The sequence below is a fragment of the Paraburkholderia terrae genome (assembly GCF_002902925.1).
Lineage (GTDB): Bacteria > Pseudomonadota > Gammaproteobacteria > Burkholderiales > Burkholderiaceae > Paraburkholderia > Paraburkholderia terrae.
In genome coordinates this window covers 2973345-2998911 of sequence record NZ_CP026111.1, presented here as the reverse complement: position 1 = coordinate 2998911, position 25567 = coordinate 2973345, and the positions used below count along the sequence as shown (strand labels likewise).

Below are 25567 nucleotides of genomic sequence, written 5' to 3'. Positions count from 1 at the left end.
GGCAGGGCGCCGAAACTACAGCAGGCCGTGCTGTTGCAGTTTCTTGCGCAGCGTATTGCGGTTGATGCCGAGATACTCGGCTGCCAGCGACTGATTGCCGCCGGCCTGCTCGAGCACCACCTCGAGCAACGGTTTTTCTACGCACGAAATTACCATGTCGTAGACGTCGTGCGGATTGGAGCCGTCGAGATCCTGAAAATACATCCCCAGGCTATCGCGGACACATTGTTCGATATTGTGCTTGCTCATGCTGCTAGTCGGTCGGTTTGGTCCTGCTCACCGTTATTGTTGACTTCGTTGTCGACGTACACGAGGCGGTCTGAAATCGCCTTTTGCGCGTCGAAGAATTCATTGACGGCGAGCAGTTGTTCGCGCGTCGTGTCCAGCGTATTCATACGATGGCGGAACACGTTGGCGCCAGAAAGGCCGCGAGTGTACCAGCCGATGTGCTTGCGCGCAGTGCGAACGCCTGTAAATTCGCCGTAGAACGCGTAGTGATCCTCCAGATGCTCGTTCATCACCTGCTGGATCTCGTCGATGCGCGGCGCTTCCATCAGCTCGCCCGTCAGCAGGAAATGTTCGATCTCGCGGAAGAGCCACGGGCGCCCCTGGGCGGCGCGGCCGATCATGATGGCATCCGCGCCCGTCGCGGCGAGCACCTCGCGCGCCTTGTGCGGCGACGTAATGTCGCCGTTCGCCACCACAGGAATCTTCACCGCGGCCTTCACGGCGGCAATCGTTTCGTACTCCGCTTCGCCGTGATACAGGTCCGCACGCGTGCGGCCATGCACCGTCAGCATCGAAATGCCGGCGCTTTCGGCGAGGCGCGCGATGGTCAGCGCATTCTTGTTGTCGCGGTCCCAGCCGGTGCGGATTTTCAGCGTGACGGGCACGGCATCCGGACCGACGCCAACGGCATTCACCACGGCTTCGACGATCCGCTGCACGAGCGGCTCGTTCTGCAGCAGCGCCGAACCGGCCGCGACGTTGCAAACCTTCTTGGCCGGGCAGCCCATGTTGATGTCGATGATCTGCGCACCGTTCGCGACGTTGTAGCGCGCGGCCTCGGCCATCATCTGCGGATCGGCGCCCGCGATCTGCACGGCGATCGGCTCGACTTCGCCCGTATGGTTGGCGCGGCGCATCGTCTTTTCGCTTTTCCACAACTGCGCGTTCGACGCGACCATCTCCGACACCGCATAGCCCGCGCCCATGCGCTTGCAGAGTTGGCGGAACGGCCGGTCGGTCACGCCTGCCATCGGGGCGACGAACAGGTTGTTGCGCAGAGTGTGGGAGCCGAGAGTGGGCATAGCGGACATCGGCGGCGAGCGAAGGGTGCGCCAAAACCTTGGAAATCGCGCACCGCACGTACCGCAAAATACGAGGGAAAACCGCTATTTTAGCGTTAACGCGCTGACCCAGATCGAACCGCGTCTGAGGTAACTCATTAAATCTTCTATGAAAGTGGCCGCACTCATAGAACGGCGGCCACTTCTACGGGATGTCGCAACGCGCTAGCGGCGTTGGCCGAACATCATCTGGCGGGCGAGCGCCGTCTTCACGGGCGGCACGAATTCGAGCGCGGTGAGGGCGAGACCGCGCAGCGCCGCCAGCGGCGGAAAGTCGATGGTGAAAAGGCGCGCGAGCGTGTCGGTGGCACCGATCGTCATGCGGCGGTCGAGCGCGCGGCGCTGCGCGAACGCGATCAGCGCGCTGCGGGTCGCGCCGTAGTGCGAGAGCGCGTCGGCGAGCGCGTGCGCATCGCGCAAGCCGAGGTTCAGCCCCTGGCCGGCGACGGGATGCAGCGTCTGCGCCGCATTGCCGATCGCGACGACGTTGCCCTTGACGAGCGTATCAACGGTGTTCAGCCCGAGCGGGAACGACGCGCGTCCCTTGATTTGCACGAAGCGACCCATCCGGTCGCCGAACTGGGCGCTGAGTTCGCGCAAGAAATCTTCGTCCGGCAATTGCGCGCGACGCACCGCTTCTTCCGGCGCGCAGCACCAGACCAGCGCGTAGTCCGCGCTGCGCACGCCGCCCGTCGGCAGGAGCGCAATCGGACCTTGCGACGTGAATCGTTCCCACGCGACATGCGGCTGCGGCGACGACAGCGTCACCGTGCCGACCAGCGCGGTTTGCCCGTAATCGCGCGTTTCGCCCGAACCCGCCTGCTGTTCGCCGAACAGGCCGCCTTCGGCGTTCACCAGAATGCGCGTGCGCAGCGTGCGTGCGACGTGCGCGCTTTCGATCGGGAGCAGCACGCCGTCGTCTTCGAGTTGCTGCGGCGCCTGTGCTTTTGTCGATTTGAACCAGTGGACGGGCGTCGAGCGCACGGTCGCGGCGAGTGCATGGACGATCGAGCCATAACGCAGCACGTAGCCGAGCGCGGGCAGGCCATGCTCCGAGTGATCGATCAGCGTGCGCCCGAAATGGCCGCGCTGAGAGACGTGAATGCGCTGGATCGCGGTCGCGTCGGACGGCCAGGCGAGCGGCTCGAGAATCATCCGGCTGCCGTGCGATACGGCGATCGCGCGCGGATCGGCAACCGAATCTTCCGGCTCGCGCGCGTCGATCAGCGCCACGTTCAGCTTCTGCGTCGCACTGCGCCGCGCGAGCCAGCCCGCGAGCGCGAGACCGACCGGACCCGCGCCGACGATCGTCACGTCGTAATCGTAGGGCGGGTTGCTCGCAGGGAGGGAGGGCGCGTTGGCCGCCTGGTGGACTTCGCTCATCTTCTTGTCTGTTCCTTGCGCTCAGGCCGCGCCGGCCTTCTGCGCGGGTTGCGCCTGCTGCATCAGCGCTTCGATTTCGTCCGCGTCGACGGGAACGTCGCGCGTAATCAGCTCACAGCCGGTGGCCGTGACGATCGCGTCGTCCTCGATGCGGATGCCGATATTCCAGTACTTTTCGGGCACATCATCGGCGGCGCGGATATAAAGGCCCGGCTCGATCGTCAGCGCCATGCCCGGCTTCAGCGTGCGCCAAGGCAGCGCGCCGGTTTCATCGGCGGGCGCGCCGCGCTCGCGATAGTCGCCCGCGTCATGCACGTCCATGCCGATCCAGTGGCCCGTGCGATGCATATAGAAGCGCGCATACGCACGCTCCTCGATGACTTCATCGACGCCCGCGAACAGATCGCGATTGAGAATGCCCGTGTCGAGCAGCCCTTGCGCGAGCACGCGCACGGCGGCCTGATGCGGCGCGTCGAAGGTCGCGCCCGGTTTGGTTACGTCGATCGCGGCCTTCTGCGCGGCCAGCACGATGTCGTAAAGCTCGCGCTGCGCGGACGTGAAGCGGCCGCTGGCCGGGAAAGTGCGCGTGATGTCGGACGCGTAACCGTCGAGTTCGCACGCCGCGTCGATCAGGATCAGATCGCCGTCCTGCGCAGCCGCGTTGCCGGCCGGGTAGTGCAGCACGCACGCGTTCGCGCCCGCGGCGACGATCGAGCCGTACGCCGGCGCTTGCGCGCCGTGCTTGCGGAACGTGTACAGCAGTTCGGCTTCGAGCTCGTATTCGCGCACGCCGGGGCGGCATGCCGCCATCGCATGACGGTGCGCCTGCGCGGAGATCGCGGCGGCGCGTCGCATGATCGCGAGTTCGTGGTCGTCCTTCACGAGGCGCATCTCATCGAGCAGCGGCATCAGATCATGCACCGCCGACGGCGCGAGCACGCCGCTTCTGCCCTGCATGCGCACCGCGTCGAGCCACTGGCGCACCTTGCCGTCGAACTGTTCCGACGCGCCGAGCGCGTAGTGCAGCGCCTGCTTGTCGGCGATGATGCGCGGCAACTGCGTGTCGATCTCTTCGAAGGCAAAGGCCGCGTCGAAGCCGAATGCTTCGCGCGCGCCTTCCGGACCGAAGCGGAAGCCTTCCCATGTCTCGCGCTCCGCGTTCTTCGCGCGGCAGAACAGGATCGCCGCGGGCTCGTCCTGCTTCGCGCTCGCGTCGAGCACGAGCATCGCTTCCGGTTCGGTGAAGCCCGTCAGATAGTAGAAGTAGCTGTCGTGCCGGTACGGATAGTCGGCGTCGCGGTTGCGCAGCACTTCGGGCGCGGTCGGGACGATTGCGACGCCGCCGCCCGTCGCGCGCAGCGCATCGAGCACGCGCGCGCGGCGCTGGCGGTAGATATCGGTTGCCGGAGTCAGATCGGTCATGAGTGCGGTCGGCGGTTCATCGTGCGTGGTGGAGGGCGGTGCGGCGGGCGAGATCATTCACCGCGCGGCAATGTTGCGATTGTATCGCCCTACGGGAAACGCTTCCGGGTCGCCAGTGACCGCGCGGGCCGGGCAATCCGGCGGCGCATCGAAACGCCGGGCGCGGGTCGGGATACACGCGGGGCGCCTCGGCGAACGCATCGTGCGGCGCCTTGGCTATCAGGCCAGGTAGACGGTCCCGCGCCCGCACGGCATTGTTGCAATCTGTCTACAACCCGCGCGGCGGCGGGGCGAAGCGCGGCGCGCAGCGCACGGAAAACCTTCCAGCGCCCGCCGGCGCACTTATACTTTCGCCCAATTTCAATCCAAGGCAGGATGTAATGAAACTCATCGGTTCGCTGTCGAGCCCATTTGTCCGCAAGGCGCGGATCGTGCTCGCCGAAAAGAAAATCGACTACAAGCTCGAACTCGAAAACGTCTGGGCCGACGACACGGCGATCCACGACTTCAACCCGATCGGCAAGGTGCCGTGTCTCGTGATGGAAGACGGCGCGGCCGTGTTCGATTCGCGCGTGATCTGCGAATACGTCGACACGCTGTCGCCCGTGTGCAAGCTCGTGCCGCAGTCGGGCCGCGAACGCGTCGAGGTGCGCTGCTGGGAAGCGCTGGCGGACGGCATCATGGACGCCGCCGTGTTGATCCGCCTCGAAGGCGTGCTGCGTGAAGAGGCGCATCGCAGCGAATCGTGGGTTGCGCGTCAGCGTCACAAGATCGACGATGGCCTGATCGCGATGGCGCAAGGTCTCGCCGCGAAGGCCTGGTGCGCGGGCAATCACTACACGCTCGCCGACGTGGCCGTCGGCTGCGCGCTGGGCTATCTGGACTTCCGCATGCCGCAGCTCAACTGGCGCGAGCAGCATCCGAATCTCGACAAGCACTATCAGAAGCTGTCGCTGCGTCAGTCGTTTATCGACACCGTATTGACCTGATCCGCGCCCCCGGCGATTCATCGCGCATCGAAACGCCGCGCGCGTATCGCTTGAGCGTGACGGAGTGTTAAGAAAGCTTTCGTTTTCCACGAAAATACCTTTCGATATGTTAAAAAGTGCCTGCCTGTCAGGCGCTTTTTCTTTGGGCGTCAGTCCGGATGAAACCCGCCGCGGCGCGTGCGTTCGCGGTATGAGGCGGGGGCGCCCAGGCGCTCGCACGACCATCGATCACATCGTCAAAGGGACGTTCGTCATGAAAGCGATCCGCGTTGCTCTCGCCGCCGCCGCGTGCGGTGTGCTCGCCGCCTGTTCGGGGATGAGCCTCGATCCCAACACCCTCGTTCAGTCCGGCACGCAGGCCGTGCAGGCTGCGTCGCTCACCGACACCGACGTGCGCACGCTGTCCGACAAATCGTGCGCGCAGCTGGACGCGGAAAACAAGATTGCGCCCGCCGGCAGCCCATACACGAAGCGCCTGAACAAGATCGCCGCGCAGCTCGGCGACAACATCAACGGCGTGCCTGTCAACTACAAGGTCTACCTCACGAAGGACGTGAATGCGTGGGCGATGGCGAACGGTTGCGTGCGTGTCTATAGCGGTTTGATGGACATGATGACGGACGACGAAGTACGCGGCGTGGTCGGTCACGAGATGGGGCACGTCGCGCTCGGCCATACGAAGAAGGCGATGCAGGTCGCGTATGCGACGTCAGCGCTGCGCTCGGTGGCGTCGTCGACGGGCGGCGTCACGGCCGCGATCTCGTCGTCGCAACTTGGGGATTTCTCCGAGAAGCTGATCAACGCGCAGTTCTCGCAGTCGCAGGAGTCGGCGGCGGACGACTATTCGTTCGATATCCAGAAGAAGAAAGGTCAGGACCCGGCTGGGCTCGTTACTGCGTTCAATAAGCTGGCCAAGCTTGATGGTGGGAAGTCGAGTATGTTGAGTTCGCATCCGGCGTCGGCGGCGCGGGCGCAACATATCCAGCAACGGATTGCTGCGAATAAGTAACCGGATCAGGGATTTGTTTTTGCTTGCGCAGGCGGGGTGGTTTGCTTGTGTTTTCGCTGGCATCCGCGAGTTGTTATCTAGCTTCAAGCGTCGCCCCTGTGCGGGGCGGCACCTACTTTTCTTTGCCGCCGCAAAGAAAAGTAGGCAAAAGAAAGCGGCTAACACCGCCAATTCTTGTTCTTGCCTGAGGGCCCCCAACCGGTCCCTCGCTTCACACGGCAACCACGTGACGCATGCTTGTTGCCAACGCTTCGAATGAGCGCCTCACCCGCTTCACGCAATCGCCGTGCGGCATGCCGTGCCAGATATCTCACCGCCGCCCAGGTGGCAAACTGTGTGTAGGCTTTCGCGCCATACCCGCATCACTCCGGACTGAGTAGCAAGATTGGTGTTTCTGGTAAGAGCGCTGACCTTTGCGGTGCGACAACCTACACACAGTTTGCCACCTGGGCGGCACAAACCATTCGCTGCCGCTAGATCTTGTTCGGGTGTTTGAAGTGGGTGAGGCGCTCATTCAGCGCGTTGGCAACGAACGCGAACAGAAATGCTGCCGTGTGAAGCGTAAGAGCCTTTGGGGGCCCTCAGGCAAGAAGAAATGTTGGCGGTGTTAGCCGCTTTCTTTTGCCTACTTTTCTTTGCGGCGGCAAAGAAAAGTAGGTGCCGCCCCGCACAGGGGCGACGCCTGAACGGCAAACACCGTAACGCGGACGCCGGCGAAAACACGGGCAAACAACCCAGCGTCGCAGACAACCAAAAGCAGGTGCCGCCCCGCACAGGGGCAACACTAGCAAACCAGAAGCAAACCGCGGATGCCCGCCAAAAAAAACGTCACACAACAACCGGCTCAAGTTCCGGCGCAAACGAATCACTGCGCGCCACTGGCCACCATTTCTCATACAACGTATAGCGATACTGCCCAACCAGCAGATCGCCAGGTTCAAGATACTTGAGCAAATCCGACATCAACCGCACTTCATACGATGACACCCGCCGCACGATGTGATGCGCGCGCAGATCGGCGGGATGCCGCAGGCCAGCGGCCTGGATGATCTCCTGCAGCGCATGCAGCGTGTTGTGATGGAAGTTGAACACGCGGTCCGACTTGTCGGTGACGATCAGCGCGCGCTGGCGCACCGGGTCCTGCGTCGCGACGCCCGTCGGACAGCGTCCCGTGTGACACGTCTGCGCCTGAATACACCCAACCGCGAACATGAACCCGCGCGCCGCATTCACCCAGTCGGCCCCAATCGCAAGCGTCTTCGCGATATCGAAAGCCGTGATCATCTTGCCGCTCGCGCCAATGCGAATCTTGTCGCGCAAGCCGACGCCAACTAACGTGTTATGCACGAGCAGCAACCCTTCCTGCAGCGGCACGCCGATGTGATCGGTGAATTCCAGCGGCGCCGCGCCCGTGCCGCCTTCCGCGCCGTCGACGACGATGAAGTCCGGCAGGATGCCCGTCTCCAGCATCGCCTTGGCAATGCCAAAAAATTCCCACGGATGCCCGATGCACAGCTTGAAGCCCGTCGGCTTGCCGCCCGACAGGTTGCGCAGACGCTCGACAAATTCGAGCAGCTCACGCGGCGTCGAGAATTCCGAGTGCGTAGCGGGCGAGATGCAGTCGCGGCCCATCGGCACGCCGCGCGTTTCGGAAATTTCGGGCGTGATCTTCGCAGCGGGCAGCACACCGCCGTGACCCGGCTTTGCGCCTTGCGACAGCTTCACCTCGATCATCTTCACTTGCGGCTCGCTCGCCTGCTTCGCGAACTTGTCGGCGTTGAACGTGCCGTCGTCGTTGCGGCAGCCGAAGTAGCCCGACGCGATTTCCCAGATGATGTCGCCGCCGTGCTCGCGGTGATACTTCGACATTGAGCCTTCGCCCGTGTCGTGCGCGAAGTTGCCTTTCTTCGCGCCGAGGTTCAGCGCGAGAATCGCGTTCGCCGACAGCGAGCCGAAGCTCATCGCGGAGATGTTGAAAATCGACATCGAATATGGCTGCGCGCGGTTCGCGCCGACCACGACGCGAAAGTCGTGACCGTCGAGCTTCGTCGGCACGAGCGAATGGCTGATGAATTCGTGGCCTGTCGCTTTCACGTCCATTTCCGTGCCGTAAGGGCGGCTGTCGACTTCATTCTTCGCGCGCTGATAGACGATGCTGCGTTGCGCGCGCGAGAACGGCTTCTCTTCCGTATCGTCTTCGACGAAATACTGGCGGATCTCAGGCCGGATGAACTCGAACAGGAAGCGGAAATGCCCCCACAGCGGATAGTTGCGCAGGATCGCGTGGCGCTCCTGCGTCAGATCGTAGGCGCCGAGCGCGACCAGCAGCACGGGCACGATGATCCACAGCCATGCGATGTGACCGGTTGCCGCGAGCGCGGCGCAGGCCGCGAGCAGCAGGATGGCACACCACATCGCCAGATAACGTCGAGAAAACATGACAACTCCATTGCGGTGAATTCATCGCAGCGGAAGCATCCGGCGCGGAGGGCGTCGGGGTCTTCTCGTGAAAACAGCGGGCGTCCGTGGGGATGGATCGCGCTGCGAACGGTACGGCGGGTTGTTCTTGCCCAGTTAACGGCCTGTTTGCCGGAACATGAAGCGAACCGTAAGCGCGCCGAAACGCGGGCGGCAGGACAACCGTCGCCCGGAAGATACAACGAAGCGGGAATCAGTGCAGCGATGTCTGCGGGAAAAGCTCGCGGATCGTGCCCGCGAGCCTTTCCCCGCGGGGCTCAGCGCGCGGTCAGCAGCGCCGCTTTCTGAGGCTGGCGGACGACCGGCTGCGCGGTGGCCGCGTGCTCGATGATGCCGCCGCCGAGGCACACGTCGCCATCGTAGAGCACGGCCGATTGCCCCGGTGTGACAGCCCATTGGGCGTCGGCGAAATGAAGGGAAAAGAGCGCGTTCTTGTCGGCGCCGTCGGCAGCGCCGAACGTGCATGCCGCATCGGCCTGGCGATAGCGTGTCTTCGCCGCGCACGCATGGCCTTCCTCGGGCGCGTGGCCCGCGACCCAGCTCGTGTTGCCCGCCGTCAGCGTATGGCTCAGCAGCCACGGATGATCGTGGCCCTGCGCGACATACAGCGTGTTCGACGCGATGTCCTTGCCCGCGACGAACCACGGCTCGCCGCTGCCGTCCTTGCTGCCGCCGAGGCCGATGCCCTTGCGCTGTCCGAACGTGTAGAACGCGAGGCCGATGTGTTCGCCGACCGTCTTGCCTTCGGTGGTTTTCATTGGGCCGGGTTTGGTTGGCAGATAGCGGTTCAGGAAGTCGCGGAACGGCCGTTCGCCGATAAAGCAGATGCCCGTCGAGTCCTTCTTCTTCGCGTTCGGCAGGCCGATCTGCTCGGCGATCTCGCGGACCTTCTTCTTCGGGATTTCGCCGAGCGGGAACAGTGTCTTCGACAGTTGCGCCTGATTCAGGCGATGCAGGAAGTACGACTGGTCCTTCGTGTGATCGAACGCCTTGAGCAGCTCGAAACGGCCGTCGATTTCGCGCACGCGCGCGTAGTGGCCCGTCGCGATGGTTTCCGCGCCGAGCGACATCGCGTGATCGAGGAACGCCTTGAACTTGATCTCAGCGTTGCACAGCACGTCCGGGTTCGGCGTGCGGCCCGCCGAATATTCGCGCAAGAATTCGGCGAATACGCGGTCCTTGTATTCGGCCGCGAAGTTCACCGCTTCGACGTCGATGCCGATCAGGTCCGCAACCGACACGACGTCGATCCAGTCCTGACGCGTCGAACAGTATTCGCTGTCGTCGTCGTCTTCCCAGTTCTTCATGAACAGGCCGACCACGTCGTAACCCTGTTCCTTCAGCAGCCATGCCGTGACGGACGAATCGACGCCGCCCGACATGCCTACCACCACTTTCTGTTTGCTCATGTGACTCTGCCTGACTGCTCTTTGTCGTGCCGAAGCACGCGTTCTATCGGGAGGGCCCGACCGAATGCGTTTGCACGAAGTCGAGCGGGAAACGCCGGCCCGCGAGGTAATCGTCGATACATTGCATCACGAGCGGCGTGCGATGCCGCTCGGGACACGCGCGCAACTCGTCGGCGGTCATCCAGACGGTGCGGACGATATCGGGATCGAGCGCGCGGGCCTCTGGAGGTTCGCTATCCGTCGAGCCGCAATACGTGAAGCGCAGATACGTGACGCCATCCTGCGGGCCATCGACGGTGTCGGGCCGGCTGAAATGCGTCATGTAGACGCCGACCAGCGCCGCGGGCACGAATGACTGCGCCGTCTCTTCGAGCGTTTCGCGGATAACGGCTTGCATCAGTGACTCGCCCGCTTCCAGATGCCCGGCGGGCTGGTTCAGTCGCAGCCCGGCGGGCGTATGTTCTTCGACCAGCAGGAAGCGCCCATCGCGTTCGACGACGGCCGCCACCGTGACATGCGGAGCCCAGGTTTCCGGTTTCATGGGACGGCATTTTACCGTTTATGGCCGGGGCTTGCCGGCGCCTGCGAAGAATGGACCGCCTCGCTCTAGCACATATCGATGCAAAAGGCACGGAAAGACACGAGGATCGTGTTCCTGAATACCGGGATCGTTACCAATTTCGATCCGCCCCTAGGTTTCGGTTAAAGTGGACCTCGTGGCTGAAGCCCCAGCCGTGCGTAGCCGTTGCACTTGCCTTTTGCATTGCCGGCGTTGCCCTTCGTCGGCGATTCCAGATTTTCATAACAGGATGGTCGAGGAGGATTCACGATGCACATCGGAGTGCCAGCCGAGACGCGGCCGTACGAAACACGCGTCGCCGCGACGCCCGAGACGGTCAAGAAGTACGTGTCGCAGGGCCACAGGGTTACCGTACAGAGCGGCGCAGGAACGGCCGCGAGCTATCTGGACGACGCGTACGCAGCTGCGGGCGCAGAACTCGTCGATGCGCCGACCGCGTTCGGCGCAGAGATCGTTCTCAAGGTTCAAAGCCCCACCGATTCAGAACTCCCGCTTCTTAAACGAGGTGCGGTGCTGGTCGGCATGCTGGAGCCGTTTAATGCCGAGAACGCATCAAAGCTTGCAGCCGCAGGCATAACTGCGTTCGCGCTCGAAGCCGCGCCGCGCACAACGCGTGCGCAAAGCCTCGACGTACTGTCGTCTCAAGCCAACATTGCGGGGTACAAAGCGGTCTTGCTCGCCGCCGATCTTTACCCGCGCTTCATGCCGATGCTGATGACGGCGGCAGGCACCGTGAAAGCGGCGCGTGTGCTGATTCTCGGCGCGGGCGTCGCCGGTTTGCAGGCGATCGCGACCGCGAAGCGCCTTGGCGCCGTGATCGAAGCGTCGGACGTGCGTCCTGCCGTGAAGGAGCAGATCGAGTCGCTGGGCGGCAAATTCCTCGATGTGCCTTACGAAACCGATGAGGAACGCGAAGCGGCCGTTGGCGTCGGCGGCTACGCGCGGCCGATGCCGCCCTCGTGGCTCGCGCGCCAGTCTGCGCTGGTTCACGAGCGGGCGAAGCAGGCCGACATCGTGATCTCCACCGCGCTGATTCCCGGCCGTGCCGCGCCGACCTTGATCTCCGTTGAAACCGTGCAGGCGATGAAACCGGGCACGGTTCTCATCGACCTCGCAGCAGGACGCGGCCCCGAGTATGAAGGGCAGCGTGGCGGCAACTGTCCGCTGACGGAAGCCGACAAGGTCGTCGTCAAGCATGGCGTGACGATCGCGGGGTATACGAACCTCGCGTCGATGGTCGCGTCGGATGCTTCGGCACTGTACGCACGCAATCTGCTCGACTTCATGAAGCTGATCTTCACGAAGGAAGGCGCGCTCAATATCGATCTCGCGGACGACATCGTCGCGGCCACGCTGCTGGCCCGTGACGGCGAAGTCACGCGCAAGGCATAAGGAGACGGGTGATGGAAGTCATCAACCATACAGTGATCAACCTGATCATTTTCGTGCTGGCGATCTACGTCGGCTACCACGTCGTCTGGAACGTGACGCCGGCGCTGCATACGCCGCTGATGGCCGTGACGAATGCGATTTCGGCGATTGTCATTGTCGGCGCGATGCTCGCAGCGGGCCTGACGGTCGGCGGCACGGGCAAGTTCTTCGGCACGGTTGCCGTCGCGCTTGCGGCGGTGAATGTGTTCGGCGGGTTCCTCGTGACCAGGCGAATGCTGGAGATGTTCAAGAAGAAGGAGCCGAAGAAGATCGCGGCACCCGGTGGTTCGAAGGAGGGTGCGTAAATGAGCCTCAACGTCGTTACGCTCCTTTATCTGATCGCCTCCGTCTGCTTCATCCAGGCGCTCAAGGGGCTGTCCAATCCGAAGACAGCGCGCACGGGCAACATGTTCGGCATGGTCGGCATGGCGATCGCCATTCTGACGACCGTCGCGCTGATCTCGAAGCAGGCGGCCGCGCTCGGCTCGAATCTGTCGCTGGGTCTTTCGCTGGTGTTCGTTGCGCTGGTTGTCGGTGGCGGGATCGGTGCGTTTGTCGCCGCGCGCGTCGAGATGACGAAGATGCCGGAACTGGTCGCGGCGATGCACTCGCTGATCGGTATGGCTGCCGTGTGTATCGCGTATGCGGTGGTGTCGGAACCGGCTGCGTTCGGCCTCGGCGCCGAGGAAGGCATTCCGGGCTTCCTGCCGTATGGCAACCGGATCGAACTGTTTATCGGCACGTTCGTTGGCGCGATTACGTTTAGCGGTTCGGTGATCGCGTTCGGCAAGCTGTCGGGCAAATACAAGTTCCGGCTCTTCCAGGGCGCGCCTGTCGTTTATGCGGGCCAGCATCTGATCAACCTGCTGCTTGCGCTCGCGATGATCGGCTTCGGCGTGATCTTCTTCCTCACGCAATCGTGGCTGCCGTTCATCATCATGACGTTGATCGCGTTTGCGCTGGGCGTGCTGATCATCATCCCGATCGGCGGTGCGGACATGCCCGTCGTCGTGTCGATGCTGAACTCGTACTCGGGCTGGGCGGCGGCGGGCATTGGCTTCTCGCTGAACAACGCGATGCTAATTATTGCCGGTTCTCTTGTTGGTTCTTCGGGTGCGATTCTGTCGTACATCATGTGCAAGGCGATGAACCGCTCGTTCTTCAATGTGATTCTCGGCGGCTTCGGCGGCGAAGCGAGCGCGGCGACGGCGGGTGGATCGGCGGAGCAGCGGCCTGTGAAGTCGGGGTCGGCGGAAGATGCGTCGTTCATGCTGGGCAATGCTGAGACCGTTGTGATCGTGCCGGGTTATGGGCTGGCCGTTGCACGCGCTCAACATGCGCTGAAGGAACTGACCGATCTGCTGATCGAGAAGGGCGTGGATGTGAAGTATGCGATTCACCCTGTTGCCGGGCGTATGCCTGGGCATATGAACGTGCTGCTGGCGGAAGCTGAAGTGCCGTATGAGATTGTCCATGAGATGGAGGATATCAACGGCGAGTTTGGCCAGGTCGATGTGGTTCTTGTGCTTGGGGCGAATGACGTTGTTAATCCTGCGGCCAAGACCGATCCGAAGTCGCCGATCGCTGGTATGCCCATTATTGAGGCCTATAAGGCCCGGACTGTTATCGTGAATAAACGCTCGATGGCGGCGGGGTATGCCGGGCTCGATAATGATCTGTTCTATATGGACAAGACCATGATGGTGTTTGGGGATGCCAAGAAGGTGATTGAGGATATGGTCAAGTCTGTCGATTGAGGTTGGGCTTTACGCGGAGGCGCTTGGTTTTTTTGCGCCTTCGCAGTTTGCTTGGTGGTTCTGGCTTTTGTGCTGGCATCCGTGTTATGCCTTCGTGTTTCAGGCTTTGCCGTTCGGTGTTTTGGCCTTTGCGCTGGCATCCGCGCTGTGCCTTCGTGCTTCAAGCGTCGCCCCTGTGCGGGGCGGCACCTACTTTTCTTTGCCGCCGCAAAGAAAAGTAGGCAAAAGAAAGCGGCTAACACCGCCAACATTTCTCCCCGCCTGAGGGACCCCAACCGGTCCCTCACTTCACACGGCAATCACGTGACCCACGTCCGTTGTCAACGCTCTGAATAAGCGCCTCACCCGCTTCACGCACCCGCGTCGGAGTACGCCGTGCCAGCTATTCCTCCGCCGCCCAGGTGGCAAACTGTGTGTAGGCGTTCGCACCATAAACGCACCACTCCGGACCGATAGGGCACGCGCACCGCCCTTTAAGAACGCCAAGCTATACGCCGCGACAACCTACACACAGTTTGCCACCTGGGCGGCACAAACCATTCGCTGCCGCTAGCTTTTCTGCGGGTGTTTGAAGTGGGTGAGGCGATCATTCGAAGCGTTGGCAACTAACGCGAACAAGGACGTTGCCGTGTGAAGCGTAAGACCCGTTGGGGGCCCTCAGGCAGGAACTAGCACTGGCGGTGTTAGCCGCTTTCTTTTGCCTACTTTTCTTTGCGGCGGCAAAGAAAAGTAGGTGCCGCCCCGCACAGGGGCGACGCTTGAACGGCAAACACCATAACGCGGATGCCAGCGCGAAGGCCAAAAAACACCGAATGGCATCGCCCGTGCCGCGCAGCCGCTCACCGAGCCTTCACCCCAATACTCCGCATAAAATCCGCAAGCCGCCTCCCTTCGACATCAGGAAACGGCTCCAGCACATCAAGCTGGCCAATATTCGTAAGTGCGAAATGTCGAAAATCCCCCCGCAACTCGCACCACGCGCCGAGCGTAAACCTCGCCCCCCAATAAGCAAGAGCAAGCGGCCAAACCCGCCGCTGCGTCGCGGCGCCATGCCGATCCTGATACGCAAAACTGACAACATGCCGCGAATCAATCGCACGATGCAGCGTATCGACAATCACCGACACATTCCCATCGACATGAAACGACGGCGCAAAGAACGCCAGCCTGTCAATAGTGGCCCGCTTGTCAGCGGGCATAGCCGAGGCAATCTTCGCCAGCGCGCCGCGCGCACCCGCCGCCATACTCTCGCCGCCCCATGATTCCAGCATCCGCGCGCCCGCAGCAAGCGCCATCAACTCGTCAGCGGTGAAGGTGAGCGGCGGCAAACTCGCGCTGCGGCTCAAGCGATACCCAATGCCCGGTTCCCCTTCGATCGGCACGCCCGACAACTGCAAATCCTGCACATCGCGATAAACGGTGCGCAGCGACACGTGCAGCCAATCGGCCAGTTGCTGAGCGGTCGTGAGCCGCCGGCCGCGCAACAGTTCGGCGATCTGGAACAGGCGGTCGGCGCGACGCGTCATCGTGGGGGTCTCCCGGAAATAGACGGGGAATCTCCCGCGATGATAGCGCCGCACGACGCACTCCCGCCGCGTTGCCCGTTACTTCACGCGTTGGTCTTCGAATGCAGGCCGATGCGATTGCCTTCGGTGTCGGTGAAAAAGCCAATCCAGCCGATATCGTGCGGCAACTGCACGGCAGGGCCTTCGACCTTGCCGCCAGCGCGCTTCACGCGTTCGAGCGTCGCGTTGACGGTCGGGCGCGCGTCCAGATAAACGAGCGAACCCGTTTGCGACGGTTCGAGCGTCGGGCTCTGCACGATACAGCCGCCCGTCGACGGCTCGTCGTAACTGAAGACGGCCATTGGCATGCCGAAATCTTCGCGGCGCAGTTTCGTATCGAGCGCGGCCTCGTAGAAGCGCACGGCGCGTTCGAAATCGACGGAAGGAATCTCGAACCACGCGATGGCGCGATTGATTTGTGCTGACATGACGTTCTCCTGTTGATGGCGGTGAGCCGTGTGTGTCGCCGGATGGCGTAGGAGAAGTGTGCGGGCGGGCTACTGACAGCGTTCTGTCAGTAGCGTTGAGGAAGTCATCAGAAACGCGAACAACAAAAAAGCGGGCATTGAGCCCGCTTCTCTTGCAACCGGCAATCCAAAAACTCGCCGTTTACTCCTTCGGCGCATCGGCCGCCGGCCTTTGCCTGACGCTGCCCGCAATCAGATCAAAGCGGAACAGCCGGCATTCGAGCGCGCCATTGAACAACGGCGTCTTTGTCGACTCCCGCAACCGCATTTGCCCCGGCAGCTTCCGGTCCGACGTCAGCACGAACGCGTGCCACCCGGTAAAGCGCTTCTTGAGCGCATCCCCGAACGACTGGAAGAACTCCGTCATGTCGGGCGCTTCTTCGCTCTCCACGCGACGGAAGCCGCCTTCTTCGCGCCCAGTATTGCGAATCTCGCCCCGCGGACCTCGCACTTCGATCCGCTCGCCGTAAGGCGGATTCGCAACGAGAATGCCCGCTTCGCCCGCAGGCGGCATCATGTTGCGCGCATCGATCTGCTTCAACGGCAGCGCCGGAAAACCAGCGCGTTCGAAGTTCGCGCGCGCCTTCTGGAGCATGTTGTCGGAAATATCGCTGCCAAAGATCAGCAGATCGCCGCGGCCCGCGCGTGCCGCGCGCTTCGCGTCCTGCGCGGCGACTTTCAGCGTCTGCCATGCCGACACGTCGTACTGCTTGAACTTCTCGAAGCCGAAGCGCCGCTCGACGCCCGGTGCAATGTTCAGCGCGACCTGAGCCGCTTCCGCGAGGAACGTGCCGCTGCCGCACATCGGGTCATACAAAGGCGTGCCGGGCGTCCAGCCAGTCAGCCGCAGGATGCCCGCCGCGAGATTCTCGCGCAACGGTGCCGCGCCCTTGTCCAGGCGCCAGCCGCGCTTGAAGAGCGCCTCGCCGGAGGTGTCGAGATAAAGCGTGCAGTCGGTGGCCGTCAGGAACGCGAACACGCGGGCGTCGGGTGAGCCCGTGTCGATGCTCGGGCGCGCGCCTGTCTTGTCGCGCAGACGGTCGCAGATGGCATCCTTCACGCGCAGTGTCGCGAATTCGAGGCTGCGCAGCGGCGACTTGATCGCGGTGACGTCGACGCGCAGCGTCTCGTTCGCCGAGAACCATTGCTCCCAGCTCTGCTCGAGCGCGAGCCCGTAAATGTCCTGCTCGTTGCGATACGGGCGATGCGCGATCTTCAGCAGCACACGGCTCGCGATCCGTGAATGCAGGTTGGCGGCCATGCCGGCTGCCCAGCCGCCCTTGAAATGCACGCCGCCGGGCACCTGCGCGCCAGCCGCGAACGGCGCGCCGTTCAGATGACGCGCGGCGATCTCGGCGAGTTCGGCGGCGAGCGCGGCTTCAAGGCCGCGCGGGCAGGGAATGAAAAATTCGAAGGACATGGAGATTGCCGCATGGCGTTGATTAAGGCGACATTGTACGCGGTCGCCTCGCCGTGCCTTGCGGCAAGTATCGCGCGCGGGCGCGATGCGCTACCCGCGCGGCTTGCGTCCGTCAGCCCTTCGTTGCCGTATTCGAGGCTGACGGCGCGGTTGACGGGGCAGCGGACGGCCCCGAGGTCGATGCCGGGCACGTCACAGCCGCGCCGCGCGCCGGCGCCGCCGCGAGATTGCGCACGGCCGCCGCGATTTCCGTCGCAATCCGCTGGACCGCGCGCCGATGCCCTTCGGCAAGCGCGTCGTAGCCGCCCGAAACGGGCTCGCTGACCGCACTGCGGCAAGTCAGCACGGCCTGCGTGCGCACGGCACGCACGCTCCACACGGCGTCGATCTGCGCGCGCGAGCCGGGCCACGATTCGAAGCGCTGCACGTTCACGCTGACGCGATAGACGGGCACACGGTCGGGATACGGCGAGCCGTACACGTCGATCGTGCCCAACTGCTGCGTCAGCGAACTGGACAGCGCCCGGCGGATCTCGTCACCCGGCAGCGACGCCCAGCGTTCCTGTTCGAGCACCTGCACCTGGGTCGGTCCCGTCTGCACGACGAACTGGTTTTTCGCCACTTGCGGCGGCACGTCGACGGGTGGCACTTCGATCAGGAACGCCGGGTTGCTCGCGGTACGCACGGCATCCGGTGACTGGTCGCCTGCAGAGAGCGTGTAGAAGTGGCTCGGCGGCGACGAACACGCGGCCAGCGCGGCAATCAGCAGGGCAGAAAGCGCGGCGGCGCGCATCGTTCGGGGGACGCGTGCAAACGTCATGGCTTGTCTCCTGATTTACCGCGCAGCAACGATTCGGGATGGCGTTCGAGATAGTCCGACAGCGCATTCAGCGACTGCAGCGTGCGCGTCAGTTCCTGCAGCGCCTGATGCACATCGGATTGCAGCGGCGAGTCCTGCTGCAGCGTCGCTTCCGCCGAGCCGAACGTCTGCTTCGCGGCCGCGAGCGTGTCGCGCGTCTGAGGCAGCACTTCCTTGTCGAGCTGCGTGAACAGGTGGTCGGCGTTCTTCAGGGCGGCGTTCAGGTTGTTGCCGATCTGGTCGAACGGCACCTGATCGAGTTTCTTCGCGATATCGGCGATCTGCAGTTGCAGTTCGTCGAGCGAGTTCGGGATCGTCGGCAGTTCGATCGGGTCGCGCGTGACGTCCACGGTTGCCTTCGGCACTTTCGGGAACAGGTCGATCGCCACATACAACTGGCCCGTCAGCAGGTTGCCCGTGCGCAACTGGCCGCGCAGGCCGTGATTGACGAGCGCGAGCAGCATTTTCTGGCTGGCTTCCGTGCCGGATTCGGGCACGGGCTGGCCGCGCGACCGGCGGCGCAGGCGGTCAGGATAGAGATCCATCGTGACGGGCATGTTGAAGTTCTTCGTCTGCGGATCGTATTCGACGCCGATGTTCGTTACCTGGCCGAGCACGATGCCGCGGAAATCGACGGGCGCGCCGACGGACAGCCCGCGCAGCGACTGGTTGAAGTTCATCACGACGCGCACCGGCTCGCCGTCGGGCTCGCGCATCGAGTCGGCTTCGTCGGAGCCGAGGCGGAACGTCATGTTGTTCGGCGCCTGCACGCCGACGGCCTGACCCGGCGGCGACTGGAACGCCAGCCCGCCGACGATCACCGTCGCCAGCGACTGCGTGTTCAGCTTGAAGCCGCCCGAATCGAGCCGCACGTCGACGCCGCTCGCATGCCACCAGCGCGAGTTCGTGCCCACATACTGGTCGAACGGTGCGCTGACGAACACCTGCACCGTGACGCCCGTGCCGTCCTTGTCGAGCGAGAAGCCCGTCACCTGGCCGACCTGCACGCGCCGGTAGAACACGGGCGATCCGATATCGATCGAACCGAGTGATTCGCCGCGCAGCGTGAACTGATGGCCTTTCTGGTCGACGGTGACGGCGGGCGGCGATTCGAGGCCGACGAACTGCGTCTGCGTTTCCGTCGAGCGTCCACCGTCCACGCCGATGTATGCGCCCGACAGCAGCGTGCCGAGCCCCGACACGCCGCTTGCGCCGATGCGCGGACGCACCACCCAGAAGCGGCTGTCCTTTACCGCGAAATCTTCGGCTTCCTTCGTCAACTGCACTTCGACGTTCACGCGCGAGTGGTTCTTCGCGAGCTTGATGGCCTTCACGAAGCCGATGTCGACGTCCTTGTACTTGACCTTGGTCTTGCCGGGCTCGAGCCCTTCCGCGCTGATGAAGCTGATGTTGATGGTCGGTCCTTTTTCGAGTACCGACTTCACGACCAGTCCGACGCCGATCAACGCCGCGATCAGCGGAATCACCCAGACGAGCGAAGGCAGCCAACCCCGTTTCGTGACGATCTCGGGCTCGGGCACGGGGTCGTTCTTCGGCGGGCCGGAAGGTGGCGTCGGCGCTTGAGGGCTATTCATGTTTCGGGTCCTGAGGTTTTACGGCTTTTCGGCTTGTTTGGGGCGGCGTCGCCAGGGTCTTTGTCCACGTCGTCCCAGATCAGGCGTGGATCGAATTGCATCGAGGCGATCATTGTGAGAATCACGACCGAGCCGAACGCGAGCGCGCCCGGTCCCGCCGTGATGACGGCCAGCGACTTGAAGCGCACCAGCGCGACAGTCAGCGTGATGACGAAGATGTCGAGCATCGACCATCGACCGATGCGTTCGACGATCCGGTACAGCTTGGTGCGTTCGAGCGGCCGCCATGTCGAGTGGCGTTGCGCGGTGATGGTCAGCAGCGCCAGCACCGTGAGCTTGAGCATCGGCACGAGAATGCTCGCGACGAACACGATGATCGCCAGCGGCCAGTCGCCCGATGTCCAGAAGTAGACGACACCGCTCATGATCGTGTCGTCCTCCGTGCCGACCAGCGAGGCCGTGTGCAGCACGGGCAGCAGGTTCGCGGGAATGTAGAGCACGGCGGCTGCGATCAGCAGCGCCCAGGTGCGCATCAGGCTGTCGGGGTTGCGACGGTGCAGGATCGCGCCGCAGCGCGTACAGCGCTGCTCTTTGGTGCGTAAGCGCGGCTGCACGCGCGAGCACGCGTGACAGGCGACCAGACCGGCGCGCGAGGCCGTGGTGTATTTCATCGGCCCGTCATCCCCGGTGCGGTGTGGCCGAACCATCGACGTCCGGTGCGCCTGCCGCGCGATCGTTGCGACCGTCGGGCGTGTCGCTATCCATGTCGCCGCGCGCCTCGTCTTCGCGAGCGTGCCGTTCGCGCCGCGCCTGCAGGACGCCGAGGGTTTCGGCAACATCCCACAGCGTGCGCGGGTCGAACGTGACGACCACGACGAACATCAGCGTGAGCGCACCGAACGCGAACATCGCGGCTTCGGGAATCACGCGCGCGATGCTCACCATTTTCACGATCGTCACCAGCACGCCGAGCATGAAGACTTCGATCATGCCCCACGGGCGCACGAATTGAATCGCGCGCAGCACCTGGTTGAAGAACGGCGGCAGATAGCCGGCGCGGATCGGCAGCAGCAGATAGAGCAGTGCGAGCAGTTCGGTGAGCGGAAAGAGCGTGGTCGAGCAGAACACGATGATGGCGACGATCTGCATGTTTTCGTCCCACAGCGCGACAATGGCGCCGAGCAGACTCGTCTGCGACGTGATGCCGTTGGTCTCCAGCTCGACGATGGGAAAGCCCTGCGCGATCAGGAACGTGATCAGCGCGGCGACCGTCATCGCCGTGATGCCGTCCAGCCGACCCGATGCGCTCCAGTACAGCATCGCGCCGCACCGCTGGCAGCGCGCAATCCGCCCGCGTCCAAGGCGCGGCTTCTGGAACAGCGCGTCGCATTCGTGACAGGCAATCAGGTGGTCATGGTCCATGCAGGCAATCGGGAAACGATGTTGTTGTCGTGGTTGCGGTCGGTGTCTTACAGATTGTTGCCGCGCAAGTGACTCGCACGTCACGGCCCGGGGGCAATAGTATCAAAGCTCGTCGCAGTGAGGCCTTACAGGTGGGTGCGCGGGGCGATGACGGCGGATGCGGTGATCTGCGGCCCGTCGTAGGCTTTGTCCGACAGATGCGGCGCGCATCCGTACAAGCGGGAATAGCAAATTCCGCGCCGCGCGCAAAGCTGTCAGCCAGTTGCCGCTGCATGCGGTACGATGAGCGCCGCGCAGACCGTTGGCGCCGATGCTGGACGCGAGCGGAATAATGGCATCGCCCGGGTCGTTTAACTTTCATGTTGGCGTCGGATCTGTCATGGCACATACCTCTTCGTTTCATTCGTTTTCCGCGCGCGGTTCGTCATACACGTCGACGGCCATCGCGTTGCATTGGCTGATCGCGCTGCTGATCGTCTGCGGATTCGCCCTCGGCTGGGTGATGACGGACATCCCCGGTTTCACGCCGACCAAGCTCAAATACTTTTCGTGGCATAAATGGATCGGCGTGACCGTGTTCGCGCTGGTCATCATCCGCATTCTGTGGCGCGCGACGCATGCCACGCCGCCGATGCCCTCGCACATGCCCAAATGGCAGCGCGGCATCGCGCATCTCACGCACTTCCTGTTGTACGTGCTGATGGTCGTGATCCCCGTGTCGGGCTATCTGTACAGCTCCGCGGCGAACGTGCCTGTCGTCTATCTCGGGCTCGTGCCGCTGCCGCGCCTGATCGCGCCCGATCCGCATCTGAAGGAAGTGTTGAAGTCCGTTCACATCGCATTGAACTACACGCTGCTCGTGCTGGTCGTGTTGCATGTGCTGGCGGCGCTCAAGCATCAGATTCTCGATCGCGACGGCCTGTTGTCGCGCATGATCCCTTTCCTCAAATAAGGACAAACATGAAGGTATCGTTCTACCGCTACATGCTCGCCACATTTGCGGCGGCGTCGCTGGCCGCGTCGGGCGGCGCGTTCGCGCAGGTCGACATGGGCAAGAGCACGGTCACGGCGATCTCGAAGCAGATGAACGTGCCCGTCGAAGGCAAGTTCAACAAGTTCACCGCGCAGATTGCGTTCGATCCGGCAAACCCGGCGGCGGGCAGCGCGCAGGTCACGGTCGATACGTCGAGCTACGATCTCGGCGACGAAAGCTATAACGAGCAGGTGCGCGGCAAGGAATGGTTCGATTCGAAAACCTTCCCGACGGCCACTTTCGTCTCGAGCGCGATCGCGCCTGCGGGCACCAACCAGTTCAAGGTGACGGGCAAGCTGACGATGAAAGGCAAGTCGCAGACGGTCGTGGTGCCCGTCACGGTGACGAAGCAGGGCGCCGCGCAGGTGTATGACGGCGCGGTGACCGTCAAGCGGTCGCAGTTCGATATCGGCACGGGGGAATGGAAGGACACGTCGGTGGTCGCTGACGACGTGACGATCAAGTTTCATATCGTCGCCGCAGGCAAGTGATTCGTGGATTCGTAGCAGGCATGCAGACAGAAAAGGAGAATGAATTGAAACCGATGCTTATGATTGTTGCCGGCGCGCTGGCGTCGTCGATGGCGGCAGGCGCATTTGCCGCCGATACCTATCAGCTCGATCCGACGCACACCTATCCGAGCTTCGAAGCGGACCACATGGGCGGCGTGTCGACGTGGCGCGGCAAGTTCACCAAAAGCTCGGGCACGGTGACGCTCGATCGCGCGGCGAAGACGGGTACAGTGGACGTGACCATCGATACGTCTTCGATCCAGATCGGCAACACGAAGCTCGAAGAGCATCTGCGCTCGCCCGATTTCTTCGATGTCGCAAAGTATCCGACGGCGACGTACAAAGGCACCGCGATCAAGTTCGACGGCGATACGCCCGTTGCAGTGGATGGCCAACTCACGATGAAGGGCGTCACGAAGCCGGTGAATCTCAAGATCGACTCGTTCAAATGCATCCAGCATCCCGTGCTCAAGCGTGAGGTGTGCGGCGTGGAGGCGGAGGGCGAATTCAATCGCTCGGACTTTGGGATGGACTTCGGCACCAAATATGGCTTCAGCATGAAAACCGTGCTGCATATCCAGGCGGAAGGCATCAAGCAGTAAAGGTTTGGTTTTTGTGCTGCGCAGGCGGTTTGGTTTGCTCGGGTTTGTGCTGGCATCCGCGGTTTGACTTCGTGGCGCGGCCCGTTTGGTGTTTTGGCGTTTGCGCTGGCATCCGCGATTCGTTAGCGTGCTTCAAGCGTCGCCCCTGTGCGGGGCGGCACCTACTTTTCTTTGCCGCCGCAAAGAAAAGTAGGCAAAAGAAAGCGGCTAACACCGCCAGTTCTAGTTCTTGCCTGAGGGCCCCCAAAGGGTCTTACGCTCCACACGGCAACGCGCCAGTCCGCGCTCGTTGCCAACGCTCTCCCCGTACGCCTCACCCGCTTCATGTACCCGCGTCACATCACACCTTGCCAGATAGTCCACTGCCACCTGGGCGGCACATACCATTCGCTGCCGCTGGCCCGAGTACGGGTATTCGAAGCGGGTGAGGCGTTCATTCGAAGCGTTGGCAACGAGCACCAACCGGGGCACTGCCGTGTGAAACGTAAGACCCTTTGGGGTCCCTCAGGCAAACACAAGAATTAGCGGTGTTAGCCGCTTTCTTTTGCCTACTTTTCTTTGCGGCGGCAAAGAAAAGTAGGTGCCGCCCCGCACAGGGGCGACGCGTGAAGCACGCTAACGAATCGCGGATGCCAGCGCAAACGCCAAAACACCAAACCAACCGCGCCACGAAGTCAAACCGCGGATGCCAGCGCCAAGCCCAAGCAAACCACCTCACAGACGCCCATCCGAAACGCACAGCGAACCGCAAAAAACCTCCTGTGCCCTGGCACTTCTCCCCCTCGTGCAGACTTAATTTTTCCGGTACATATTGAACGAACACGCCGGATCGGTTGCGCGCGCATCGAACCGGCAAAATGAAAGGACCGGGCGTCCAACGCCAATCACCACGACAACGACTACCGCGCGCACCCTGGAGATCCACAATGAGTTCAACACTAGCCGCGAGCACCGCGCAAACCCGCCCCGATACATGGCGTACGGTGGTCGCCGCGTCGATCGGCAACGCGCTGGAATGGTTCGACCTCGTCGTCTACGGTTTTTTCGCCGTCGTCATTTCGAAACTGTTCTTTCCGGCCGGCAACGACACCGTCTCGCTACTGCTGACGCTCGGCACCTTCGGCGTGTCGTTCTTCATGCGGCCGCTCGGCGCGATCGTGCTTGGCGCCTATGCCGACCGGGCAGGGCGCAAGGCCGCACTCACGCTCTCGATCCTGCTGATGATGATCGGCACGCTGATCATCGCGGTCTTGCCGACGTACCAGTCGATCGGCCTCGCGGCCCCGCTGATTCTCGTCGTCGCGCGGTTGATGCAGGGCTTCTCGGCGGGCGGCGAATTCGGCAGCGCGACGGCCTTTCTCGCCGAGCATGTGCCCGGGCGGCGCGGCTATTTCGCCAGTTGGCAGATCGCGAGCCAGGGCCTCACGACGCTGCTCGCCGCACTGTTCGGCATGGTGCTGACAGGCAAGTTGTCGCCGGAACAGATGGCATCCTGGGGCTGGCGCGTGCCGTTCTTCTTCGGCCTGCTGATCGGGCCGGTCGCGTGGTACATCCGCACGAAGCTCGACGAAACCCCCGAGTTCCTCGCCGCCGAAACCACCACCACCCCGATCCGCGATACCTTCGCGAGCCAGAAACTGCGGCTTTTCATCGGCATGGGTATCGTCGTGCTCGGCACGGTGTCGACGTATCTCGTGCTGTTCATGCCGACCTTCGCGATCAAGCAGCTAGGTCTCGCGCCATCGGTGGCATTCGCGGCGATTGCGCTGGTCGGCGTGATCCAGCTGGTGTGCTCGCCGATCGTCGGGCATCTGTCCGACCGTCACGGACGCGTACGCATCATGCTCGTGCCCGCCGTGCTGCTGTTCCTGTTGATCTGTCCGGCGTTCAGCTATCTCGTCGCGCATCCGACCTTCGGCACGCTGATCGGCATGCAGATCGTGTTCGGCTTCCTGATGACGGCGTACTTCGGCTCGTTGCCGGGGCTGCTGTCGGAAATCTTCCCGGTCCAGACGCGCACGACGGGTATGTCGCTCGCCTATAACATCGCAGTGACGATCTTTGGCGGCTTCGGGCCGTTCATCATTGCGTGGCTGATCCAGGCGACGGGCTCGAAGATCGCACCGAGCTTCTATCTGATGTTCGCCGCCGTGTTGAGCGTGATTGCGCTGATTGCGGCGCGTCGCAAATTGGGCTTTCGGTGAATCGGGTTACGCGTTAGCGCAGACGTTGTAAACGACAAAGGCCGGTTCATCATCGAACCGGCCTTTTGCTTTTACGTTGCT

General features: G+C 62.9%; 23 protein-coding genes. 9 read left to right on the top strand and 14 right to left on the bottom strand.

The genetic code is table 11. The annotated features are described in order from the left end of the window. Positions 1–15 precede the first annotated feature (15 nt). The 4 genes from C2L65_RS13185 to C2L65_RS13170 form a co-directional block, all read right to left on the bottom strand. Positions 16–249 (bottom strand): Fis family transcriptional regulator, encoded by a 234-nt coding sequence (locus C2L65_RS13185; protein ID WP_007587477.1) that lies wholly within the window; start codon positions 247–249, stop codon positions 16–18. Next, the gene (gene dusB / locus C2L65_RS13180) at positions 246–1310 is read right to left on the bottom strand and encodes a tRNA dihydrouridine synthase DusB (RefSeq protein WP_007745700.1); all 1065 of its coding nucleotides are present in this window, start codon (positions 1308–1310) and stop codon (positions 246–248) included. The genes C2L65_RS13185 and dusB overlap by 4 nt, the downstream gene beginning before the upstream one ends. 204 nt (positions 1311–1514) lie before the next feature. Further along, positions 1515–2732: a UbiH/UbiF/VisC/COQ6 family ubiquinone biosynthesis hydroxylase gene (locus C2L65_RS13175; protein WP_042308034.1), complete on the bottom strand. Its 1218-nt coding sequence runs from the start codon at positions 2730–2732 to the stop codon at positions 1515–1517. A gap of 21 nt (positions 2733–2753) precedes the next feature. Then, the gene (locus C2L65_RS13170) at positions 2754–4154 is read right to left on the bottom strand and encodes an aminopeptidase P N-terminal domain-containing protein (RefSeq protein ID WP_042308048.1); all 1401 of its coding nucleotides are present in this window, start codon (positions 4152–4154) and stop codon (positions 2754–2756) included. Between the two features lie 380 nt (positions 4155–4534). On the opposite strand from C2L65_RS13170, the gene C2L65_RS13165 reads away from it, so the two are divergent. Both C2L65_RS13165 and loiP read left to right on the top strand, forming a co-directional pair. Continuing rightward, positions 4535–5143, top strand: a complete 609-nt coding sequence (locus tag C2L65_RS13165) for a glutathione S-transferase N-terminal domain-containing protein (RefSeq protein ID WP_042308035.1) — start codon at positions 4535–4537, stop codon at positions 5141–5143. A 253-nt stretch (positions 5144–5396) separates the two neighbouring features. Further along, entirely contained in the window at positions 5397–6152 is a 756-nt protein-coding gene (gene loiP / locus C2L65_RS13160) for a metalloprotease LoiP (protein WP_042308036.1), read from the top strand. An 828-nt stretch (positions 6153–6980) separates the two neighbouring features. Here loiP and C2L65_RS13155 read toward each other — a convergent pair. The 3 genes from C2L65_RS13155 to C2L65_RS13145 all read right to left on the bottom strand — a co-directional run bounded on the left by C2L65_RS13155 (position 6981) and on the right by C2L65_RS13145 (position 10580). Then, the gene (locus C2L65_RS13155; protein WP_042317222.1) at positions 6981–8591 is read right to left on the bottom strand and encodes an FMN-binding glutamate synthase family protein; all 1611 of its coding nucleotides are present in this window, start codon (positions 8589–8591) and stop codon (positions 6981–6983) included. Positions 8592–8887: 296 nt separating this feature from the next. Further along, positions 8888–10039, bottom strand: a complete 1152-nt coding sequence (mnmA, locus tag C2L65_RS13150) for a tRNA 2-thiouridine(34) synthase MnmA (RefSeq protein ID WP_042317225.1) — start codon at positions 10037–10039, stop codon at positions 8888–8890. 43 nt (positions 10040–10082) lie between these two features. Next, positions 10083–10580 carry an NUDIX hydrolase gene (locus C2L65_RS13145; protein ID WP_042317227.1) on the bottom strand — a complete coding sequence of 166 codons (498 nt, stop codon included), beginning with the start codon at positions 10578–10580 and terminating at the stop codon, positions 10083–10085. Between the two features lie 288 nt (positions 10581–10868). Between C2L65_RS13145 and C2L65_RS13140 the strand changes: the two genes are divergently transcribed. The 3 genes from C2L65_RS13140 to C2L65_RS13130 are packed head-to-tail and all read left to right on the top strand — an operon-like array spanning position 10869 to position 13807. Continuing rightward, positions 10869–12011, top strand: a complete 1143-nt coding sequence (locus tag C2L65_RS13140) for a Re/Si-specific NAD(P)(+) transhydrogenase subunit alpha (RefSeq protein ID WP_042317228.1) — start codon at positions 10869–10871, stop codon at positions 12009–12011. A gap of 11 nt (positions 12012–12022) precedes the next feature. Continuing rightward, a complete protein-coding gene (locus C2L65_RS13135) occupies positions 12023–12355 on the top strand; it encodes an NAD(P) transhydrogenase subunit alpha part 2 (protein ID WP_042317230.1) in 333 nt (110 codons plus the stop codon). Then, complete coding sequence (locus tag C2L65_RS13130; protein WP_042317232.1) at positions 12356–13807, top strand: NAD(P)(+) transhydrogenase (Re/Si-specific) subunit beta; 1452 nt, start codon at positions 12356–12358, stop codon at positions 13805–13807. Positions 13808–14646: 839 nt separating this feature from the next. Here C2L65_RS13130 and C2L65_RS13125 read toward each other — a convergent pair. The 7 genes from C2L65_RS13125 to C2L65_RS13095 form a co-directional block, all read right to left on the bottom strand. Continuing rightward, positions 14647–15387, bottom strand: a complete 741-nt coding sequence (locus C2L65_RS13125; protein ID WP_427910143.1) for a helix-turn-helix transcriptional regulator — start codon at positions 15385–15387, stop codon at positions 14647–14649. Between the two features lie 29 nt (positions 15388–15416). Further along, entirely contained in the window at positions 15417–15800 is a 384-nt protein-coding gene (locus C2L65_RS13120) for a VOC family protein (RefSeq protein WP_042313170.1), read from the bottom strand. 181 nt (positions 15801–15981) lie between these two features. Beyond that, the gene (locus C2L65_RS13115; protein ID WP_042313168.1) at positions 15982–17259 is read right to left on the bottom strand and encodes a THUMP domain-containing class I SAM-dependent RNA methyltransferase; all 1278 of its coding nucleotides are present in this window, start codon (positions 17257–17259) and stop codon (positions 15982–15984) included. A gap of 112 nt (positions 17260–17371) precedes the next feature. Beyond that, positions 17372–18079 carry a PqiC family protein gene (locus C2L65_RS13110; protein WP_042313166.1) on the bottom strand — a complete coding sequence of 236 codons (708 nt, stop codon included), beginning with the start codon at positions 18077–18079 and terminating at the stop codon, positions 17372–17374. Then, on the bottom strand, positions 18076–19713 hold the full coding sequence (locus C2L65_RS13105; RefSeq protein ID WP_042313163.1) for a PqiB family protein: 1638 nt from the start codon (positions 19711–19713) through the stop codon (positions 18076–18078). The genes C2L65_RS13110 and C2L65_RS13105 overlap by 4 nt, the downstream gene beginning before the upstream one ends. After that, positions 19710–20384: a paraquat-inducible protein A gene (locus C2L65_RS13100; RefSeq protein WP_042313160.1), complete on the bottom strand. Its 675-nt coding sequence runs from the start codon at positions 20382–20384 to the stop codon at positions 19710–19712. Before C2L65_RS13100 ends, C2L65_RS13105 begins: the two co-directional genes overlap by 4 nt. 7 nt (positions 20385–20391) lie before the next feature. Continuing rightward, positions 20392–21135, bottom strand: coding sequence for a paraquat-inducible protein A (locus tag C2L65_RS13095; RefSeq protein WP_042313157.1), 744 nt, complete (start codon positions 21133–21135; stop codon positions 20392–20394). Between the two features lie 379 nt (positions 21136–21514). Between C2L65_RS13095 and C2L65_RS13090 the strand changes: the two genes are divergently transcribed. The 4 genes from C2L65_RS13090 (at position 21515) to C2L65_RS13075 (ending at position 25486) form a co-directional block, all read left to right on the top strand. Next, the gene (locus tag C2L65_RS13090) at positions 21515–22087 is read left to right on the top strand and encodes a cytochrome b (protein ID WP_042313154.1); all 573 of its coding nucleotides are present in this window, start codon (positions 21515–21517) and stop codon (positions 22085–22087) included. An 8-nt stretch (positions 22088–22095) separates the two neighbouring features. After that, entirely contained in the window at positions 22096–22659 is a 564-nt protein-coding gene (locus C2L65_RS13085; RefSeq protein ID WP_042313151.1) for a YceI family protein, read from the top strand. A 53-nt stretch (positions 22660–22712) separates the two neighbouring features. Further along, a complete protein-coding gene (locus C2L65_RS13080) occupies positions 22713–23282 on the top strand; it encodes a YceI family protein (RefSeq protein ID WP_042313174.1) in 570 nt (189 codons plus the stop codon). Between the two features lie 926 nt (positions 23283–24208). Further along, on the top strand, positions 24209–25486 hold the full coding sequence (locus tag C2L65_RS13075) for an MFS transporter (protein ID WP_042313138.1): 1278 nt from the start codon (positions 24209–24211) through the stop codon (positions 25484–25486). Positions 25487–25567: the final 81 nt, after the last annotated feature.